Origin of the sequence: Methanomassiliicoccus sp. (assembly GCA_033485155.1) — an archaeon.
GTDB lineage: Archaea > Thermoplasmatota > Thermoplasmata > Methanomassiliicoccales > Methanomassiliicoccaceae > UBA6.
Genome location: JAWQJJ010000013.1, coordinates 15,763 through 32,808, shown reverse-complemented (window position 1 = coordinate 32,808; position 17,046 = coordinate 15,763). Strand labels below are relative to the sequence as shown.

At 57.7% G+C, this 17,046-nt stretch carries 20 protein-coding genes and 2 tRNA genes; 13 read left to right on the top strand and 9 right to left on the bottom strand.

Going from position 1 to position 17,046, the window contains the following annotated elements; all coding sequences use genetic code 11:
• The coding region (locus SA339_14030; GenBank protein ID MDW5564328.1) for a class I SAM-dependent methyltransferase at nucleotides 1-223 on the bottom strand (223 nt) is incomplete at its 3' end.
• A gap of 356 nt (nucleotides 224-579) precedes the next feature.
• Nucleotides 580-655: transfer RNA gene (locus SA339_14025), tRNA-Glu, on the bottom strand.
• A gap of 113 nt (nucleotides 656-768) precedes the next feature.
• Between SA339_14025 and SA339_14020 the strand changes: the two genes are divergently transcribed.
• Nucleotides 769-1,272 carry a hypothetical protein gene (locus tag SA339_14020; protein ID MDW5564327.1) on the top strand — a complete coding sequence of 168 codons (504 nt, stop codon included), beginning with the start codon at nucleotides 769-771 and terminating at the stop codon, nucleotides 1,270-1,272.
• Here SA339_14020 and SA339_14015 read toward each other — a convergent pair.
• Complete coding sequence (locus SA339_14015; protein ID MDW5564326.1) at nucleotides 1,249-2,049, bottom strand: NAD+ synthase; 801 nt, start codon at nucleotides 2,047-2,049, stop codon at nucleotides 1,249-1,251. The two genes, SA339_14020 and SA339_14015, sit on opposite strands and share 24 nt — an antisense overlap.
• Nucleotides 2,050-2,096: 47 nt before the next feature.
• Between SA339_14015 and SA339_14010 the strand changes: the two genes are divergently transcribed.
• Complete coding sequence (locus SA339_14010) at nucleotides 2,097-2,894, top strand: carbon-nitrogen hydrolase family protein (protein ID MDW5564325.1); 798 nt, start codon at nucleotides 2,097-2,099, stop codon at nucleotides 2,892-2,894.
• Between the two features lie 8 nt (nucleotides 2,895-2,902).
• Here the strand turns inward: SA339_14010 and SA339_14005 are convergent, their stop codons facing one another.
• Nucleotides 2,903-3,115: a hypothetical protein gene (locus SA339_14005; GenBank protein ID MDW5564324.1), complete on the bottom strand. Its 213-nt coding sequence runs from the start codon at nucleotides 3,113-3,115 to the stop codon at nucleotides 2,903-2,905.
• A 181-nt stretch (nucleotides 3,116-3,296) separates the two neighbouring features.
• Here SA339_14005 and SA339_14000 point away from each other — a divergent pair.
• Nucleotides 3,297-3,380 (top strand) — tRNA-Ser (locus SA339_14000).
• A 136-nt stretch (nucleotides 3,381-3,516) separates the two neighbouring features.
• Here the strand turns inward: SA339_14000 and SA339_13995 are convergent.
• A complete protein-coding gene (locus SA339_13995) occupies nucleotides 3,517-4,065 on the bottom strand; it encodes a hypothetical protein (GenBank protein MDW5564323.1) in 549 nt (182 codons plus the stop codon).
• A gap of 176 nt (nucleotides 4,066-4,241) precedes the next feature.
• Here SA339_13995 and SA339_13990 point away from each other — a divergent pair, with 176 nt between their 5' ends.
• From SA339_13990 to SA339_13970, 5 genes are all read left to right on the top strand, one after another.
• Complete coding sequence (locus tag SA339_13990) at nucleotides 4,242-5,372, top strand: ATP-binding protein (protein ID MDW5564322.1); 1,131 nt, start codon at nucleotides 4,242-4,244, stop codon at nucleotides 5,370-5,372.
• A 133-nt stretch (nucleotides 5,373-5,505) separates the two neighbouring features.
• On the top strand, nucleotides 5,506-6,000 hold the full coding sequence (locus tag SA339_13985; GenBank protein MDW5564321.1) for a hypothetical protein: 495 nt from the start codon (nucleotides 5,506-5,508) through the stop codon (nucleotides 5,998-6,000).
• The gene (locus tag SA339_13980; GenBank protein ID MDW5564320.1) at nucleotides 6,001-7,014 is read left to right on the top strand and encodes a homoserine dehydrogenase; all 1,014 of its coding nucleotides are present in this window, start codon (nucleotides 6,001-6,003) and stop codon (nucleotides 7,012-7,014) included.
• Between the two features lie 209 nt (nucleotides 7,015-7,223).
• On the top strand, nucleotides 7,224-8,801 hold the full coding sequence (gene cimA / locus SA339_13975) for a citramalate synthase (GenBank protein ID MDW5564319.1): 1,578 nt from the start codon (nucleotides 7,224-7,226) through the stop codon (nucleotides 8,799-8,801).
• A 174-nt stretch (nucleotides 8,802-8,975) separates the two neighbouring features.
• Complete coding sequence (locus SA339_13970) at nucleotides 8,976-9,923, top strand: hypothetical protein (GenBank protein MDW5564318.1); 948 nt, start codon at nucleotides 8,976-8,978, stop codon at nucleotides 9,921-9,923.
• 183 nt (nucleotides 9,924-10,106) lie between these two features.
• Here SA339_13970 and SA339_13965 read toward each other — a convergent pair whose 3' ends face one another.
• From SA339_13965 to SA339_13955, 3 genes are all read right to left on the bottom strand, one after another.
• Entirely contained in the window at nucleotides 10,107-10,391 is a 285-nt protein-coding gene (locus SA339_13965; protein ID MDW5564317.1) for a winged helix-turn-helix domain-containing protein, read from the bottom strand.
• Nucleotides 10,388-11,038 (bottom strand): hypothetical protein, encoded by a 651-nt coding sequence (locus SA339_13960; protein ID MDW5564316.1) that lies wholly within the window; start codon nucleotides 11,036-11,038, stop codon nucleotides 10,388-10,390. The genes SA339_13965 and SA339_13960 overlap by 4 nt, the downstream gene beginning before the upstream one ends.
• A 148-nt stretch (nucleotides 11,039-11,186) precedes the next feature.
• Nucleotides 11,187-11,765, bottom strand: coding sequence for a DUF308 domain-containing protein (locus tag SA339_13955; GenBank protein MDW5564315.1), 579 nt, complete (start codon nucleotides 11,763-11,765; stop codon nucleotides 11,187-11,189).
• Nucleotides 11,766-12,057: 292 nt separating this feature from the next.
• On the opposite strand from SA339_13955, the gene SA339_13950 reads away from it, so the two are divergent.
• Nucleotides 12,058-12,672 carry a hypothetical protein gene (locus SA339_13950; GenBank protein ID MDW5564314.1) on the top strand — a complete coding sequence of 205 codons (615 nt, stop codon included), beginning with the start codon at nucleotides 12,058-12,060 and terminating at the stop codon, nucleotides 12,670-12,672.
• A 200-nt stretch (nucleotides 12,673-12,872) separates the two neighbouring features.
• Nucleotides 12,873-13,010, top strand: a complete 138-nt coding sequence (locus SA339_13945) for a hypothetical protein (protein MDW5564313.1) — start codon at nucleotides 12,873-12,875, stop codon at nucleotides 13,008-13,010.
• A gap of 138 nt (nucleotides 13,011-13,148) precedes the next feature.
• Here SA339_13945 and SA339_13940 read toward each other — a convergent pair whose 3' ends face one another.
• Nucleotides 13,149-13,952, bottom strand: coding sequence for a helix-turn-helix domain-containing protein (locus SA339_13940; protein ID MDW5564312.1), 804 nt, complete (start codon nucleotides 13,950-13,952; stop codon nucleotides 13,149-13,151).
• A 268-nt stretch (nucleotides 13,953-14,220) separates the two neighbouring features.
• On the opposite strand from SA339_13940, the gene SA339_13935 reads away from it, so the two are divergent.
• Genes SA339_13935 through SA339_13925 form a run of 3 tightly spaced genes read left to right on the top strand, consistent with a single transcriptional unit; the run spans nucleotide 14,221 to nucleotide 17,043 of the window.
• A complete protein-coding gene (locus SA339_13935; protein MDW5564311.1) occupies nucleotides 14,221-15,258 on the top strand; it encodes a lysylphosphatidylglycerol synthase transmembrane domain-containing protein in 1,038 nt (345 codons plus the stop codon).
• Nucleotides 15,209-16,021, top strand: coding sequence for a glycosyltransferase family 2 protein (locus SA339_13930; GenBank protein MDW5564310.1), 813 nt, complete (start codon nucleotides 15,209-15,211; stop codon nucleotides 16,019-16,021). The genes SA339_13935 and SA339_13930 overlap by 50 nt, the downstream gene beginning before the upstream one ends.
• Entirely contained in the window at nucleotides 16,018-17,043 is a 1,026-nt protein-coding gene (locus SA339_13925; protein ID MDW5564309.1) for a GDP-mannose 4,6-dehydratase, read from the top strand. Before SA339_13930 ends, SA339_13925 begins: the two co-directional genes overlap by 4 nt.
• Nucleotides 17,044-17,046 lie beyond the last annotated feature (3 nt).

Genomic DNA, 17,046 nt, shown 5'->3' with positions numbered 1-17,046 from the left:
CCGAATCTGAATAATCGAGCGCAGTGATCGTCATCCCGTTCCTGGCGAAGTACCAGGTGTCCCTTCCTTGCCCGCAACCTAGTTCCAGGACCGTCTTGACATCATGAGATCTCAGTGTCGGCAGTGCTCTCAGCGCCAGCACGCTCGGACCGGTGCCGAAGTACGTGCCGGAACTGACATAGGTCGAGTCCCATTGTATTTTCTGGTCGTTCTCTTCCTTCATAGCGACACCCCGAAAAAGGACAAAGGAGGGCCGAGGGGAATGGTGGCCCTCCGTATGATCGTCACCCGCCCATCCGATGGGTCATGCTCATCACCGGACCGACGGCTGTTAGTTCGCCCCCATCAGCCGATCCTTCGACAACCCTCGGACGACCCATACCTCCATCCACGCAGATCCCGGCGCCCTATGGCGGCCATCCTGTTTATTCCTTTTGTAAGGATTTGAGTATCTTAGGAATTTGAAAATGGAGTTGGGATCCATTCACGGTGCACTTGCTTGGTCTATCGCCCCTCTTGATCGTGAACAGATGAGCAGTCTAGAGCGCTAGCTCCTTAGTGAAGGAATGGGAGAAGTGGTGGTGCTCCCGTCGGGATTTGAACCCGAGTCGAAGCCTCGAGAGGGCTTCATGATTGGCCACTACACTACGGGAGCGTACTGTTGGCAAATAAAGAAGTGTTTATTAAACCTTTCCATTGCTCAAGGCTCTCGATCCTTTCGCTTGACCTGGAAAAATCGATATCCCCCTACCCGTTCGTGGCCCGTTGATGCGGAGGTCGTTCCCCTATTCCCGGCGGTCGTTCCTTCAGAACGCGGTGCTCGTTGCCGTCGCCATGCCAGTGACCCTTGCGTTGTTCGTTCTCATGAGCGCAGGGACGTCATACCTGGTGGCGATCGTGCTGCTCGAGACCATCGTGCTCGTTGTCCTCGGCATTTCCCCGCTGCTCACCACCCACGAGGTGGCAGACGATATCCTGGTTCTCAGGCAAGGGTGGTACTTCCGGGCCCGGATACCCCTGGCGGACATCAGGTCTGCGGAGCGCGTGGAGAGCGGACCGGCCCGCACCGGGGTGTTCTTCCGCCTGCTGCACGCCACCCTGTACGTAACCTCGAGACGGCACGACCTCATCGAGATCCACCTAAGGAGCAAACGGCCTTTCGGGTTCGCGCTGGGCAAGAGGGCCGACCGCGTCGTATTCGATGTTGAGGACCCAGACGCCCTGCTCAGGACCTTGGGGACGGAGAGCTTACTCTCTCCAGTCGATGCCTAACGTTCTCACCCCGAGCTTGGGAATGAGGGGAGTCTTGCGCTTGTGCACCGATCGGAGGTGCATATTCCTGACCTTCCGTACCTTGTCGAGAGGCAGACCAGTCTCCGCCGCCACCGCCTCGTCTCCCAGGGAGCGCTCTATCCCGAAGAGAACCTGGTCAAGGTCCTCATAGGTGATGCCCATCTCCCCCTCGTCGGTCTGTCCCTCCCACAGACCGGCCGACGGCGCCTTGTCGATGATGGCATCGGTCACCCCGATCTCTCTCGCCAGCTGCCGGATCTCGGTCTTGTAAAGGTCGCCGATGGGACAGAAATCCGCGCCGCCGTCCCCGAACTTGGTGAAATAGCCGGTCAGGAGCTCGCTCTTGTTGCTCGTCCCCATGACCACCCTGCCCATAAGCCAGGCATGATGGAAGAGCACGATCATACGGCATCGGGCAGCCACGTTCCCGGCGCACTCCCGGCGGTCAAGGGAGGGGAGCATGGTGCGGAATGCCTCCACCGCTGGAGATACCTCAATCACCTGGAAAGGGATGTTGAATCTTTTAGAGAACTCCTCCGCATCCCGCCGGTCCTCCGGCGAGGACGACGCCGAGGGCATGAAGATATTCAGCACCCTCTCCGGGCCGATAGCGTCGGCGCATAGCTTGGACACCGTGGCCGAGTCGATGCCCCCGCTGAGGCCGATGACCGCGCCCCCTCCTCCGCTCTCCTCGACCTTCTGGCGGATGAAGTTCTCGATTGCGGGGCGGGCATAATCCTTGAGCTGCGGCCTCATACGGGGGCAGGAAGAAGGTACGTTCTTTTATCTCTTACCTTATTATGATGGCCTCAGGTAGTGAATCGATGCGCATCGCCCTCGCTCAGGTACCTTGTGCCCTCGGTGACAAGAAAGTGAACATAACCCGAATGACGGGCATCGTGGAGAACGGCGACGCCGACCTTTACGTGTTCCCCGAGTTGTTCCTCACCGGCTATATGGTGAGGGACGACGTCTTCCGCCTGGCGGAGGGGATGGACGGGGCGAGCGTCAAGGCCGTGGAGCAGCTGTGCGACGAACACGGTGTCCACGTTCTTTTCGGCATGCCCGCTTGGGACGACCAGGTGCCGGGGGTGCTGCGCAACAGCGCCGTTCTCGTCTCCCCGGACGAGATCGTGCAGAGGTACGATAAGGTGAACCCGGCTAGCTTCGGTCCGTTCGAGGAGTCGCTGTACTTCGGGGCCGGGAGTTCGGGAGCGCTCTTGGACGTGGAGGGCCGCAAGATCGGGGCCATCATTTGCTATGACATGTTTTTCCCGGAGCTGTCGAAGGCCTATGCCCTAGCCGGGGCCGAGGCCGTCATCTGCATCTCCGCATCTCCCATCACCTCTAGGGAGTACTTCGAGAAGCTCATACCAGCACGGGCGATCGAGAACACTGTGTATACTGTCTATGTGAACCAGGTCGGCACTCAGCTGAACCAGGTGTTCTTCGGGGGCGGGGAGGCCTGCGGCCCCAAAGGAGGTCGCCTGGTCAAGAACAAGTACTTCGAGCAGGACTACAGCTCGTTCGACGTCTCCCTCGATGAAATCAGGGCGGCCCGACGGGGCCGGCCGACCCTGCGCGATTCTCTTATACGGTGAGCTGTCCGTCACCTGTTTCTCAGGACCCTGCAGGGACAGGTCATGTCGGCGCAGGGAAGGGCGTGGGCGCCTTCCTCGCAGTCCTTCCTTTTTTCCGGCCTCTTCCTCTCCCGTCTCTCCGGCAGTCCGGTCCGTGGCTTCGCCAGCTCATTCTTCAGCTCCTCCATTGCATTCTCGCTTGCGGTCGTAGACACACTCTCACCGGCCCGAGGAGCGCTCACCGCATTTAGCATCCTTTTCCCGGGAGGTGGACGAAAGTCGCCCATGGACCGTTCATGTTGGCCTCGCGATAGGGCGGCGAAAGCGATCTCTTTTTTCCCCGAGAAAATAGCTTACCTGTCCGGCAGAGCCTCCCATATCCGACACATTTATTATCAATGATGCGGTAAGGAGCAAAACTAGGCCGAGGTGGCCCAGACCGGTAAGGCGCAAGCCTGGAAAGCTTGTGTCCGCAAGGACTCGGGAGTTCAAATCTCCCCCTCGGCGCTCTGGCCCTTATTAAAATAATGAATATCCCGGTGGCTTGTGCCCTTGGTTGCGCAAGCTTCGACAAGGTGGTTGGATGGGTACTGGATGACCGTAAAACCGGCCAACCCATGAATATTCATACTCATTATCAGTACTACTTTCTAGCTCTGATTGTGCCTATCCTATAGCGTTCCCTCAACCCCTCAAAACCGTAAAACTCCCTAAACACCTTAATTAAGATTAACCCACCCACGCCGATATAGGTGAGGTATATGGCACCTCCGAGGGCGAGGTTAATACCAACCAATACTAGCTGAATCTGATTGTTCATGGTCGAGTATCCCAAGACCTCCTGATGCAGGAACAGGCACGTTAGGGATAGCCCTGAAAAGTAGAAGACCCCTAGACCGATGGCTATCGTGCTAAATTTGTCGTCGAAGTATCCCTGCTTCCTGAATGAGAAACCTCGACGCTCTACGACAAACACCAGGGCAACAATGAGGAAGCCGGCGAAGGTGCCGGTCACCTGGGCGACAAGAGCTATGTAGTTCGCCGCATCGTTAATCGTTTTGATATCGGTATCGAACGAGATGGGGAGCCACAAGATACCAATTGCAATGGCCGGTATCGACACGACAAGGGCGATGACAAATAACCAGTCCCAGGCCCTGATCCAACGACTGACCCTCCCTTCCCCGGCCATGAAATCAAATTAGTTCCGGCACATTATGATCTTTACCTACAGTCAAGTATGACGTGGCACCTTAAAGCTACTTTAAAATTGGTTACTATCTTGCCAATGCCGCACCAACTCATGCCATTGAAGACTGGGACCGCTTGCTGAGATAATTGCATTAACCCTTAAGCGATTCCATGCTCGTGCAAGGTCAAGATCCTGAGCTGGGGACCAAGAGGGCCGTGAGCATGGTGCTGCTGGCGGCGAGCGCTGTGGCGGCCGTGATAGCCGCTATGATGAACAACCTGATTGTCTTCGTCCTGAGCTGCCTCTCCGGGTACCTGCTGATGCTGCCCAGCATGATATCCCGCAGGGTCCGATGGGAATATCCCAACATCTACAACTCCCTCCTGCTGATCCTGGCCTACTTCTCCTTAGTCAGTGGCTCCATATTCATCGCCCTCGGCATTGGCAGCCTGTGGACGGTCATCTCGCAGCTTGCAGCCGGGGCCATGGTAGGGACCATCGGCTTTCTCATCTCCTACGCCATGCTCCGCAGCGAGATCGAGGCCGGCCACATCACTCCCGTCCCGGTCGCGGTCTTCTCCTTCGTCACCGGCTTGGCCCTTGGCGCCCTATGGGAGATCGTGGAGTTCGGCCTGGACGTCGTCCTTTCCTGGAGGCTGCAGACCGGGCTCGACCAGACGATGGCCGACCTGGCTGCGGCCGCGCTGGGGGCGGGGACCGTAGCACTAACGTCGTTGGCTTACATGAGGAACCCCCGGCCTTCTCTTTTCCACCGTCTCCTGGAAAGTGCTTCGGACAAAGCCCCCGGGCTCATGACAAAGAGGGACAATGCCTCGCTTCTGCGAACACTCATCGCCAGGGGAGAGGGGGAGAGGCTGGAGTTCAAGTCGTCCCTGAGGACCAACCTCAGGACCGGGGAGGCCGACAAGAGGATGGAGCACGCCGTGCTGAAGACCATCGCCGCCTTCCTGAACTCCGACGGGGGCACCCTCTTGGTGGGCGTTAAGGACGACGGTTCCATCCTGGGGGTGGACGTCCAGAACTTCGATAATCTCGATAAGTTCTACCTTCACTTCACGAACCTGGTCGGAGAAGGATTGGGGAAGGAGACCTTTCCGTTCGTGGACAGCCGCATGATCGGGATCGACGGAAGGGCGGTCCTGGAGGTACGATGCATCAGAGCCCACTCGCCCGCCTTCCTTACTAATGGCACGAAGGAGGAGTTCTTTGTACGGTCCGGGGCGTCCTCCGTGGAACTCTTGGGACGGGAGATGCTGGAGTATGTGGGGAACCACTTTGACCGATAATCGCCTTAGGGATGAAAAGCCCACAGCCCTCCTGATCCCTGTCACCGAAAGAACTTACTCTGACCTGCTGCCGAGTCATCAATTATAAAATATACCATAAGCCGTCGGGACGAGGAGCACTGGAGGTTATGTTATGAAGGTGAACGCAGATCTGCGGCTAAAGGACGTTCCTGGACAGCTGGTAGGAGCCCTGGAGCCGATCTCCGCGAACGACGGAAACATACGTGGCGTCATACACCACCATGATGACAAGGTCGGGGGGAGGATCGCGGTCAACGTCACCTTCGAACTCCGGTCCGAGCAGGCCCTTGACAAGATCATGTCGGTATGGAAGAAGAGGGATGTCGACGTCGCCAAGATCGACGCGTTCTTCGAGACCTATCCCATCCAGTACCTCATCGTCGGCAATATCCCGACCAAGGAACTGGAGAGCATCACCAAAGCGCTGGAATCGATGGAGAATGTAGCGTCCATCGACGTGCGCTACACCGGCACGGCGAACTCGACGTCACGCGCTGCGCTGGTCACGGGCAAGGCTACGAAGAAGGAGACCCTCACCTCGCTCGAACAGTTCCTCAAACAGCGTTCGGAGAAGCACGATTACATCCTCATAAGGGGGCTGGAGTGAATGAAGGTCGTCATCGCCGGGTTCGGAACGGTGGGGCAGGGCATTGCCGAGGTCATCGGCATGCGCCAGGAGCTGTTCTTGAAGAGCTTCGGGAAGCCCGTGCATATCGTAGGAGCGTTCGACTCGAAGACCTTCGTCAAGAACGCCAAGGGCCTTGACCCCACGGAGCTGGTGGCGCGCAAGAACGCCACCGGAGGGGTGGGCACCAAGGCGGTAGACGGCAGCATCAAGGAGTTCATCGAGGAGTACGATTTCGATACCCTCATCGAGACGACCCCCACCAACATCATTGACTCCGAGCCGGGGTGCACCCATATCATGGCCGCGCTCAACGCCGGGAAGAACGTGGTCACCTCGAACAAAGGGCCGCTGGCCATGAAGTTTCGGGAGCTGTCCAAGGCCGCCGCCAAGAACAAGGTCCAGCTGAGGTATGAGGCCTCGGTGGGCGGGGCCATGCCGGTCATCAACCTCTCCCGCGAACTGCTTAGGGGCGAGGAGATTTACTCCCTGCGGGGAATCCTCAACGGAACCTGCAACTTCATCCTCAACCGCATGAAGGATGAGGGGCTTCCCTTCGACCAGGCGCTCAGGGAAGCGCAGGAGATGGGGATCGCCGAGCGGGACCCCACGTACGACATCGACGGCGTGGACTCGGCGTGCAAGCTGGCGATACTGGCTAACGCGATCTTCAACATGGATGTCACCTACAACGACGTTGTGAGGACCGGGATACGGAGCATCACCGAAGACGCCATCTCCCTGGCGGGGGAGCAGAACAAGGTCATTCGCCTCATCGGCGAGATCAACAACAAGCGTCTCGAGGTGTCGCCCCGCATGGTGCCCAACGGACACCCTCTGGCGATCGGGGGCACCCTCAACATAGTGCAACTCATCACCGACCTGGCCGGCGAGATAACGGTGGTCGGCCGGGGGGCGGGGAGGAAGGAGACCGCGAGCGCCCTGCTCAGCGACCTCCTGGCCATCCTAAGCGACAATCAGGCCAAGGGGCGATGACCTCAGAAAGGGATTGATGCGAACTGCTCCGCCCCATTGGGCGGAATTTCTTTCTTCTCCATCAGACTTGCACCACAACACAGACGGTGTAGCTGCTCGTTGTCTTCCCATCGTTGGAGGGATGATCCCCAGCTTCGTAATATTTAACTACGTACCGCGATATGCATGGTCTGTCACGGAGTAGGTTTCTATGAAGGACGCAGAAAGGGATTTATTTATTAGCGGCTAACGTCGCACTCTACGACACCACATTGAGAGACGGTACCCAGTCAGAGGGTGTGTCTTTCTCCACCGAAGACAAGCTGGATATCGCCAGAAGGCTCGACCAGTTCGGTATGGATTACATCGAAGGAGGTTGGCCTGGCTCCAACCCCAAGGACCAGGCATTCTTCGAGAGCGCCGCCGGCATGAAGTTCGAGCACGCCCGCCTGGTCGCGTTCGGCAGCACCCGCAAGGCTGGGGTAGAGGCGTCGGAGGACCCCAATCTGCGGTCGCTGGTCGCCTCCCGGGCGCCGTGCGTGGCCATCTTCGGCAAGAGCTGGGATCTCCACGTGAAGAACGCGCTGAGAATCCCACTCAGGGAGAATCTCGAACTGATCGCCGACAGCGTGTCCTTCCTGAAGGGGCACGGCCTGGAGGTCGTCTACGACGCCGAACACTTCCTTGACGGTTACAAGGCCAACCCCCGCTACGCGCTCGAGACCCTGACTGTGGCCGCCAACGCCGGCGCAGACTGGCTGGTGCTGTGCGATACCAACGGGGGCTCGCTGCCGCGGGACGTCAAGGCGGCATTCGGAGCGGTGGCCAAGCGCTTCGATCTGCCTCTGGGGATACATGCGCATAACGACGGAGACATGGCGGTGGCCAACTCCCTCACCTCAGTCGAACATGGGGCCATCATGGTGCAGGGGACCATCAACGGCATCGGAGAACGGTGCGGCAACGCCAATCTGTGCTCAATCATCCCCGCGCTCACCCTAAAGATGGGGCGGAAGACCAACATCCCTGATCTCGGCCATCTCACCGCCCTGTCCACATTCGTCAGCGAAACGGCGAACATAGTGGTGGACCCCAAGCTCCCTTACGTCGGGAGGAGCGCATTCGCTCACAAGGGTGGAGTGCATGTCAACGCGGTGATGAAGGATGCCATGACCTACGAGCACATCGACCCCGCCCTGGTCGGCAATGAGCGTCGAGTGCTGGTCTCCGAGCTCGCCGGGACCGCGTCCATACTGGCCAAGATGACGGAGTTCGGCATCGATCCCAAGAAGGAATCGGGGAAGAGGATCCTTGACCGCCTCAAGGAGCTGGAATCTGAGGGCTACCAGTTCGAGGGCGCGGAGGCGTCGTTCGAGCTCCTGGTCCGCCGACTGCAGGACGGCATCAGGCCGCCGTTCCGCCTGGAGGGCTTCAGGATCTTCGTGGACGTCGCCGGCAACAATGTCTCCTCGGAAGCGAGCATCAAGGTGGTCGATTCCACCGGGGCCATGGAGCACACCGCGGCCGACGGCAATGGTCCGGTGAACGCGCTGGACCGAGCGGTCCGCAAGGCCCTGGAGAGCTTCTATCCGGAACTGCGACAGGTGAGGCTGGCGGACTACAAGGTCCGGGTCATCGACAGCAAGGACGCCACCGGGGCAAGGGTCCGCGTGCTCATCCGCTCGACCGACGGGGAACGCTCGTGGACCACTGTGGGGGTGTCCTCGAACGTCATCGAAGCTTCTCTCACTGCCCTGCTGGACAGCATGGAGTACAAGCTCATGAAGGTCGCCAACGGAAGGCACTGACCCTTCGCCCGCAAGGGACCCGAAAACCGGGAGAGAACCAGATGCCCGGCTCCATGCTCGTCCACCGAGCCGGGCAGATGACCCTGGATTGGGGCCGATGGCTCATCCGCCGAAGTGTCGGGATAACAATGTCAGGCACAACCATATATCTCGACAACGACCCTCAACCATTGCATGCCCTATGACGTCAAACTGATATCGCCGGAGGAGCGGGAGACCCTATTCCGCCGCTACGAGCCGAGGTACCTGTACTCGTCCAAGTGCGAGCTCCACGGCACCTGCATCCGTCTACTGACCGATCAGGCGAACACCAACAACTACTGGGAGGATAACTTCTACAGCATGTCGGAGAGCGTTCGCTCCCATGGCCGCCTGGTGGTGCTCAACGATCCGGGACAGGGGACTGGAGTCAGGTACGATCCCCTCACTCGTACGGCGTTCCTATTCAATATCGACTATTATGGCTGGGTTAAGAGCATCGCCCTCGCCCTGGCCAGCGACATCCTGGAGGACCAGCATCGCATCTTCTCGGTGCACGGGGCGGCGCTGGACGTGGCTGGTAAGGGGGTCACCCTTATCGCCCCTTCAAAGTCCGGAAAGACGACCCATTCCTGGGGCCTCTTGCGAATGGCCGACGCCCGGCTGGTCACCGATGACTGGTACTTCGTCCGCATGTCACGCAAGCGACCCTTGGCCTATGGTTCGGAGAAAAACTTCTACGTGGAAGGGGACATCGCCAGCATATGGCCGGAATACCGGGAACTGGTGAATAAAGCGACCTTTGACAACAAGGGAAGGGCCATCGTGAATGTCCGGTGGACGGTCGGCCAGGGCGGTGTCGTGCCCATGACCACGATGTACAAGGTCATCTTCCTTAAGCGGGACAAGGACGATCCCGCGGTAAACAGGCTGATGACGGTGGAGGAGGCGATGACCTACCTTGAGGCGAACAATTTCTGCAACCCTCATCAACTGGTGAGGGACGATCGCAAGCTCGGTCTACGCCGCAACTTCTTCCGTGAGTTCCTGGGGCAATGCGAGGTACACATGGTCAACACCACCGGGCCGCCAGTGGAGGTGCAGGAGGTCATCCGCCACATCGCCTGCGGCGACACGGCATGAGCCAGAGGGACCATGGCTGCCGCCATAACCCGGCTCGAATGAGAGAGAGGAGCCCCCGAAGATTAAAGAAATGGTGGGGAAGTTGGAGAAGGTCCACGGGGACTCCCCACCCTCATATTGAAGAGGGGCTAATAATATTTATGCCCGTTTTTGTGTCCAACCTGCGATATCCGGTCCCTTCCCTCATATGTCCAGACCGAAGGCATCGGCGAACTCTTCCATTTTTCTGAACTCGGCGATGAACCTCGTACCCTTGTCAGTTATGAGATAGGTGGCCCGATCCCCCTCCTGCTCCCTGATAATGAGCCCGGACTCCTCCAATTGGAGGAGGTACTTGGTAAGGCGATCGTGCGAGAGGTTGGCCTTGTACAGGACGTGGGTAACCTTTACCGGCCCATCCTCTGCCACCGCTCTCAGGATGTCAGCGAAGATCCTCCCCTTAGAGCGGTATTTCTGGGAACCTTTCATTTCCCCCTCCTCAGCAGGTACAGCACCACCAGCAGGGAAAGGAAACCGATCAGCTCGAAGGTGCGGCCTGCAACGTGAACGATATCCTCCATGGGGCTGAGCATCAGCAGGACGTGACTCAACAGGATCAGGAAGAACGAGGAGGTGACCCCTAAGGAGTACCAGCTGCGCTTCACCGCCAGATGAATGGCCTGAGCTGTCACTACGATCACCAGTAGGGCCACCAGGACCATCTCCATATATGGGGCGAAGCCGATGAGCGACCCACCGACCTCCATCTGCCCTAGGACTATCAAGCCAGCAATGGCGACCGATGCTTCTCTCAGCCGGGACGCGTACGCGTATACCAGGATGAGTAACGCCAGGATGCTGATGATGTAGTATATCCAGAACCCTACGTCGGCCCCGGACACGTTTTGGGCGTGATGCGCGAACGAAATCCCGACTAGGAAGGTGTAGAACAGGGTGATGCTGTTCACGAACAGAGCGACAGACAACAGGGTGAACGCCAGGAACAACGCATAGAGGGTCTTCTCCCTGATCCACTGATATCCGCGAAGGGCATATACAGCCACGGCCAAGGCCACCAGAGCGGTGATCATCTGGAATGCGGCATCATATGGGAGGAACCAACGGGGCGGGAACATCTGTGCACCTATGTCCTGACCGACAACCGCATGAACGGTATATCATATGAACCATTCGTTCATAACATGAGAAACGAACCGCCCCGTATGGTATTGCACACCACGGCCACAAAATGAGAAAAAGATTAAGCGGGGGGGCTGTTCCCGCCTACCTCTGCTGGCTCGGCTCTGGTCTACCCACCTCGCGGTGGATCCTGAGCCCGGAAGCGATGTTCAGCACCCCCACGATGATCAGGAAAATCCCTATCAACCAGAGCAAGGCCAGTATGCCGGCTCCGGGAAACACCGCGATCAGAATCCCGACGATCAGGGAGAAGAAGCCGGACACCACCAACAGCGTCCGGTTCGAGGTGCCGAAAGTGGCGAAGCCTTTGGGTGCGGCCAGTCCCTCCCCGATCTGCATGATGCCGGTGATTATGGCGAACGCCGCGAACAGATAGATCGCGAACACCGCGGTTATCCCAGGGGCCAGAATTACAATAATTCCCAGGATGATGATGAGTATTCCTTCCACCATGTTCAATGTACGCCAATTCTTACCTGTCGCCTTATCCCTGCTGAACCCCAGCAGCACTATCCCGCTCAGTATGAGCAGCAGGCCGAACATGTACAGGAACAGTGTCAGCGTCACTCCTGGTACAAACAGAAAGGCCAGCCCGAATACCAAGGCGATGATTCCGACCACCACTCGGCCCCACCAGCTCCTCATTCTCTTTCCAGTCGCCATATCAGATCATCTTCCATTCCGAGCTACGACCCGGCTAATCAATACATTTGACTCCATGTATTAATATAATCTACGCTCTTGGAATCTAGGCGCTGTCTTTCTACTGAACTGATGTGTTGCTAGATGCTTCGAGCGAAGTTTCCGTGCGCCGTCACAAATCACATTGACCGCATCCTGTCCATCGTGTCGCCGTCCGGCCTGGCTCCGCGCCGTTCGAGTGGACGAATCGTCCATACGATGCTTTCAGAGATGGGATATACGATGCCCGGGGTGACAGACCTGAGGTGAACAAGTGAAGATAGTCACCAAGACGATGGCCTTGGGGGCCGTGGCCGCCCTGCTGGTAGCGGGAGCGGTCTTGGCATTCGCGCCATCTACGGAAGTATCAGCATCGGACGACACAACGGTCGTCACTGCCGAAAGCACCTCCGCCGATGCGGCCACTCTCAATCTCAGCGTCAACGTGTTGTGCCGCGTCGATGGCGAGAGCATAACCCTCTCTGGGGTCAACGTGACCGTTTACACGGTCAACATCACCGAGGACGGGGACAATGCGACCATCGTCATAGAGAAGGTCGCCGAGGGTCAGACCGATGACGATGGCAACGTGAGCTTCCAGCTTCCCGATGGCGAGTACGCGGTGAGCGCCTCTTATCAGGGCCTGAGAGGGTTCGACTGGGTCAACTTGACCGAGGACCAGATCAGCACCGTGAGGCTCCACGGATGTGACTGGGACATGGATGGGGCGCAGTGCATGCATCCCTTAAGCGGCGACTGCAACCGTTTCCGCGAGCAAGTGCGGGACGACTTGGATGGGGACCGCACTTGCTGTAACCCGAACGACAGTTCGGGTATGCGGTCCGACAATGGCTCCCTGTGGAACCAGGCCTGTGGACTGCTCAAGTAAGGCTGGTTATCGGTACCCTCAGAACCCCTACGCCGGGGGCAGATCTGCCCCCGGTTTTTTCCAACGCTTCCTCACGAGGCGGCAAGACCGTCCAGGCAGCATCTGGTCCCATGCCACGAAAGTAACCTTATCTTTATATGTAATCAAATTTAATTACATATAGAGAATTTATTTAAACGCCTACCGCTGATGCTCCGAGCATGGAGGACCACGACGCAAATGTCGATCCGGTGCGAGCGGAGAAGTGCCGAGATTCCAAGCTCTTCGACCGTTTTCTGCTGATCTATTTCCTCGGCATCGTTGTCGTGTCCTTCTACGTATTGTTCTCGTTCGACTGATCGGTTGGTCCCCCATTCCGGGACCAACTGGTCGGTCGCCTTTCGGCCTTTCTTCGGTCGACCGTTCATGCTTGGCCCGATAGCCGTCCAATACGTGCTGGCTTACCTCGCTAAACGGAGCACACGATTCACTGGATGCTATTGGTAAGAGGGGAGTCGTTCGCCGATTACCCTGCAGCTGTTCAGAGCTTCCTTCAGCATGAGATGATGCATGTAGGTGATGAAGGGGAGGGTCGATAGCACCGCAGATTTTACCTTGTTAACTGAATAGATGAGAATGCTTCGGTTGTCGTCCGTATGGATCATGACCTCCGTTATGTACTTGGTATGCGACCGATCGTTCACCCTGAAGCCGGACCGTATCAGCTTCATTTCTTTGGACGATTTATCGATGGGTTCCATTATGCAGACTTTACCAAGCTGACCGCACACCTGCGGGGCGCCCTCGCCGAATATGCAGGTCACCTTGATCTTCTCGGAAGCCTCGATGATGTCCTTGGTATAATCTCGGATGCTGGTGTGGCGTCTGCTGAAGATAATGGCTTCAGTGTGGGCTCCCTCGAGCACCTCCTTGGTCTTCTGCCTTATGCTCCATTCTCCGTTGATGGAGGTCATGGGGGCGTTATTGATCGACGATTGGTCCCTCAGACGGGACAGTTCCTCCAACACCGCGTTCTCGATCGCTCCGAGCCGTTCATCGATCAGGTATTGTATCTTCTTAGGCTCCACAACCTGATAGGCGAGAGGGGTTCCCACGCTCACGAACACATACCCTTTCTCGGTCATCCCCTTTAAGACATCATAGGTTCGGGAACGTGGAACGCCGCTGACCTCGCTGATCTCACTAACCGTACCCTCGCCCATTTTCATTAGCGCGACGAGGATCATAGCCTCGTACTTGCCGAATCCAAGGTCGTTCAGCTGATGGATGATATCGGCCATTGTCCACTCCGCGTTACCAGCGGGTTCGGTCGATCCCGAGCCTCTCCTCCAAACCCCCTGATCTTGGTTTTATTCACTCTTATAGTGTCAACCATTTTAAGTATTTTTATTCTATTTTAAGGACACGATCGTACGGTGTAAAATGCTGGCATCCATCATGCTTTTTATCCTACCCATGCGTCACAAGAGTGAAAAATAAGTGTGTCATTATTAGAATGACAGAATAGTTATCTATCGGCCAAAACATCCAGTGCCGGACGGGTATGGGATGAGACGCAATCTGGGAGCCATCTTCAAGTTGGTATTCTCGTTGCTCCTGATCGCCCTGACGGTAGTTGCCGCTGATCCATCCGAGCTAGTGGACGCCCTGACCGGCGTGGACGTGTCGCTGATAGCAGTTGTGGTCCTCCTTTACACCCTCAACCTGTTCGTCAAGACCTATCGCTGGGATGTGCTTATCGGCGCCGCCGGGGAGACCGCTCCCTACCGATCCCTCTTTCGTAATTATGCTATCGCCCAGGCCATCAACAACGTGACCCCCGGACGGGTCGCAGGGGAAGCGTCCAAGATCTATGGTGCAAGATCCAACAACGGCATCGAGATGGGCAAAGGCCTGGCCACAGTGGTCGCCGAGCGCGTTATGGACCTTACGCTCCTGATCATCCTGGTCACCGTCGGCCTGGTGGCATTCGCCCACTACCTTGTGGGCAACATGTTCTCTCAGCTGGCTCTGGCCGTGGTCGTGGCAGTCGGACTTAACGTCGCCGTGATCGCCCTCATGGCCAGGCCTGAACTGATCATGGGCATGGCCCGCCGAACCGCCTCTTTTCTCGAACGTCTTCTCGGAGCAAGATGGGGGAGCAAGGCCTCATCGGCCATCTTGAGAGTGAGCGAATCGTTCAACGAGGCACTGCGATCCGGAAGCCTCCAGGATAAGAAGCTACTCGTGAAGGCGGCCGTTCTGACCGTAGCCATCTGGAGCAATGAGATGCTCAGGACCTACCTCATGATCGTCGCCGTTCACGCATCGATCGATCTGTCGGCCATCCTCATCGTCACTGGCCTATCGGCGCTGAGCGCCGTCTTGCTCATAGCCGGCAGCGGGAACGTGGTGGTCTCATCGGTCATCTTGGTCGCCGCCGGCATGACCAGCGGACAGGCCACCTGCGTCGGGCTCCTGAGTGCGATGACTTCGATCTGGATATCGGTCCCCATCGGGCTCGCCGCGCTGGCCATCGGCGGGTCGAGGGCAAAGGATGAGCATGGGGTGGGCAAGAACACAGCGGCCCCGGAGAAGGATAGGTGATGATATGGAGTGTACAGTGGTGCTTCTGTTAAGGAACGAGAAGGACAATGTCGAACCTCTCGTCACATCGATCCTCGATGTGTACGCACGCAATGGCATCGAGGGCGAGGTCCTGTTGGTCGATGATGGCAGCTCGGACGGTTCCTCCGCCCTTTGCGACCGGTTATCCGAGAGAAATAGGTCTGTGAGGGTCGTCCATCATCAGACTAATCTCGGCCGCTCGTTCGCCATCCGTACCGGATTCAGGGAGGCTCTGGGCGATGTTGTCATCATAATGGACGGTGACCGCCAGTACGAGCCCGGAGAGATACCAATGTTCCTCTCCAAGATGAGGGAGGGATATGACGTCGTAAGCGGATGGAGGTATCAGCGGACGGACCCCTTCATCAGGAAGTTCATCTCCAGGACCTATAATCGATTCATAATTCAGAGAAAATACGGGCTGACCATAAAGGATCAGAACAGCGGATTCAAGGCGTTCCGGAAAGAAAAGGCGGCCAATATGGGCTTCGATCCTGAGGGGTACAGGGGCCTCCACCGGTTCATCCTCCCACTGGCAGCATTGAACGGGATGACGATCTGCGAGATCCCCATTGTCCATTATGCCCGGCCAAGCGGGAAGTCATATATCAAGTTCTACACGGTGCCGTTCATCACCCTTCGAGATTACTTCAAGTTCAATCGGGAGCATGCCCAGCAGATCAAGGCCCTTCGCAAGAGCAGGGGGACCGGAGACACCAACTCGACGGCGGGATCGACTTGAAGGCGTTGGTGACAGGGGCCGCCGGATTCATAGGCGGCCACCTGGTGAGGACCTTATTGGAAGACGGATGGGACGTGGTCGGGATCGATAACCTGGATGACTACTATTCAGGGAAGATCCTGCCCGGGGCGGACAGTACACACGGCGATCGCTTCAAGTTCGTGAAAGCGGACATACTGGACCTCGATTCCATCAAAGCCGAGATGCAAGGCGTAGACGTGGTGGCACATATGGCGGCCCAAGCCGGGGTGAGGTTTTCCGTCAGGGATCCCCTGAAGTCGCATATGGTGAATGTCGTGGGGACGCTGAACGTCCTCATCGCCGCTCTGGAGTCGGGAGCAAAGAGGATGGTCAACTCCTCCTCTTCATCGATCTATGGGAACTCGACGAATCAGCGGCCGACAAGGGAAACGGATCGGCCGGCGCCCGTGTCGCCCTATGCCACCAGTAAACTTGCCGCCGAGATCTACTGCAGGCAGTTCTACGACCTTTACGGACTGGACACCGTTTCCCTGCGTTACTTCACCGTATACGGCCCCCGTCAGAGGCCGGACATGGCTATCAGGATTTTTACCGACCGCATCATGAAGGGCCTCCCCCCTCAGATATTCGGGGACGGGGAGCAAACGAGGGACTTCACCTACGTCGACGACGCCGTCCGAGGGATAAAGTCGGCCATGACCGCTCCTGCGCTCAAAGGTGCATCGATCAACATTGCCGGCGGCAGGACGATTACCGTCAACCGCCTGGTGAACGAGCTACTGACCATTTGTGGGCGGAACGATCTCGTCCCCGAACACCTCCCCCCCAAGGCCGGCGACGTCGATCATACCTGGGGGAACATCTCGACGGCGAAACGCCTGCTGGGCTGGGAGCCCACGGTGGGCATCGAAGAGGGGCTGAGGAATTTTGTCTCGTGGTATCGCGTTAGCACGGGCGATCTCAGTGTCGCTGGTGATGAGGCCGAGGCGGACGGCACGAGACATGAGCTGTTGGTCTCCAGGCCGCTGATCACACCATGAGGG

What these genes read in the sequence shown, in the direction of transcription:
- SA339_14020 (MDW5564327.1), top strand. Translation starts at nt 769, where the DNA reads ATGCGGAGGTCGTTCCCCTATTCCCGGCGGTCGTTCCTTCAGAACGCG.
- SA339_14015 (MDW5564326.1), bottom strand. Translation starts at nt 2,049, where the DNA reads ATGAGGCCGCAGCTCAAGGATTATGCCCGCCCCGCAATCGAGAACTTC.
- SA339_14010 (MDW5564325.1), top strand. Translation starts at nt 2,097, where the DNA reads ATGGCCTCAGGTAGTGAATCGATGCGCATCGCCCTCGCTCAGGTACCT.
- SA339_13995 (MDW5564323.1), bottom strand. Translation starts at nt 4,065, where the DNA reads ATGGCCGGGGAAGGGAGGGTCAGTCGTTGGATCAGGGCCTGGGACTGG.
- SA339_13985 (MDW5564321.1), top strand. Translation starts at nt 5,506, where the DNA reads ATGAAGGTGAACGCAGATCTGCGGCTAAAGGACGTTCCTGGACAGCTG.
- SA339_13980 (MDW5564320.1), top strand. Translation starts at nt 6,001, where the DNA reads ATGAAGGTCGTCATCGCCGGGTTCGGAACGGTGGGGCAGGGCATTGCC.
- SA339_13970 (MDW5564318.1), top strand. Translation starts at nt 8,976, where the DNA reads ATGCCCTATGACGTCAAACTGATATCGCCGGAGGAGCGGGAGACCCTA.
- SA339_13965 (MDW5564317.1), bottom strand. Translation starts at nt 10,391, where the DNA reads ATGAAAGGTTCCCAGAAATACCGCTCTAAGGGGAGGATCTTCGCTGAC.
- SA339_13960 (MDW5564316.1), bottom strand. Translation starts at nt 11,038, where the DNA reads ATGTTCCCGCCCCGTTGGTTCCTCCCATATGATGCCGCATTCCAGATG.
- SA339_13955 (MDW5564315.1), bottom strand. Translation starts at nt 11,765, where the DNA reads ATGGCGACTGGAAAGAGAATGAGGAGCTGGTGGGGCCGAGTGGTGGTC.
- SA339_13945 (MDW5564313.1), top strand. Translation starts at nt 12,873, where the DNA reads ATGGAGGACCACGACGCAAATGTCGATCCGGTGCGAGCGGAGAAGTGC.
- SA339_13940 (MDW5564312.1), bottom strand. Translation starts at nt 13,952, where the DNA reads ATGGCCGATATCATCCATCAGCTGAACGACCTTGGATTCGGCAAGTAC.
- SA339_13935 (MDW5564311.1), top strand. Translation starts at nt 14,221, where the DNA reads ATGAGACGCAATCTGGGAGCCATCTTCAAGTTGGTATTCTCGTTGCTC.
- SA339_13930 (MDW5564310.1), top strand. Translation starts at nt 15,209, where the DNA reads ATGAGCATGGGGTGGGCAAGAACACAGCGGCCCCGGAGAAGGATAGGT.